We start from the raw sequence: 1,136 nt of genomic DNA, 5'->3' as shown, positions 1-1,136 counted from the left end.
TTCCTGATCCGTCTTTCAAGCGCCAGAAGCTCCGCTCTGATCGTTTCCGGTTCCTTTCCGGTTGCCCTTTTTCCCGCCTGTCTGAAAGAACGCCGTCCCCCGTTCGGTCCACCTCGCGACGGCTTCGGGTTTGCCGTCCGCCTGCTCGATAGCCGCAAGCAGTACACCGGCCAGCGCCTCGATCGACAGGGTATCGGCTCCCGTCGCCTCGACCAGTTCACCGAGCTGGAGGGTTCTTTGCGCCTTAAGCTGCTTCGCCTTTTCCTGAAGCGCCTTCAGTTCCGCATCAATGTCCCGTGGTTTGCGCATTTTCGATCCCCTATCCTGCTGGTCTGTGCCATACTCTACCACACAGACGAGAACCGCGTCACTTATCTAGAGCAATCAGTTCTTGCGGCGCAGTAAAATATGAGTGCGCGCTTATACGTCACTGCGTGACGTGCGCTTAAGGGATGTGATAGGATCGCGTCCATGGCGATCTATCACCTGCATGCAAAGGTCATCAGCCGTGCCACTGGTCGGAGCGCCGTGGCGGCGGCAGCCTATCGTGCAGCGTCCCGCCTGCATGATTTGCGGCTAGATCGCGACCATGACTTTTCCAACAAGAGCGGCGTGGTGCATTCCGAGATCCTGCTGCCCGATGGCGCGCCGGAACGGTTTCTTGATCGTGCGACCCTATGGAACGAGGTCGAGGCGATCGAGAAGCGCAAGGATGCCCAGCTTGCCCGCGAGGTGGAGTTTTCAATCCCGCGCGAAATGACCCAGGCGCAGGGGATCGCGCTGGCACGGGATTTCGTGCGGGAGCAGTTCGTGGAACGCGGCATGGTGGCCGATCTCAATGTGCATTGGGATATTGGCGAAGACGGACTGGCGAAGCCGCATGCCCATGTGATGCTGTCCACGCGGTCTGTGGACGAGAACGGGTTTGGTGCGAAAGAACGCTCGTGGAATGACAAAGAACTCCTGCTGACATGGCGGGGGCGATGGGCGTCGCTCGCCAATGAACGGCTGGCCGAGCTGGACCTGGATGTGCGGATCGATCATCGGTCGTTCGTGGCACAGGGGATCGATCTTGAGCCGCAGAACAAGATCGGTCCGGCCGGCATGCGTCGGGAAGAGCGGGGCGAGGACGCGGA

2 protein-coding genes are annotated in these 1,136 nt (G+C 60.2%); one reads left to right on the top strand and one right to left on the bottom strand.

Features of this window, described 5'->3' with window-relative positions; translation table 11 throughout:
• Positions 1-15: 15 nt before the first annotated feature.
• Entirely contained in the window at positions 16-375 is a 360-nt protein-coding gene (locus GOB86_RS15510) for a conjugal transfer protein TraD (RefSeq protein ID WP_184382779.1), read from the bottom strand.
• Positions 376-471: 96 nt separating this feature from the next.
• Here GOB86_RS15510 and mobQ point away from each other — a divergent pair.
• Positions 472-1,136 (top strand): MobQ family relaxase (gene mobQ / locus GOB86_RS15505; protein ID WP_165993552.1); only part of this gene is annotated, 665 nt, incomplete at its 3' end.

This window comes from Acetobacter lambici, from assembly GCF_011516885.1.
Taxonomy (GTDB): Bacteria; Pseudomonadota; Alphaproteobacteria; order Acetobacterales; family Acetobacteraceae; genus Acetobacter; species Acetobacter lambici.
The sequence above is the reverse complement of the archived record's forward strand: the minus strand, read 5'-3'. Positions and strand labels throughout refer to the sequence as shown.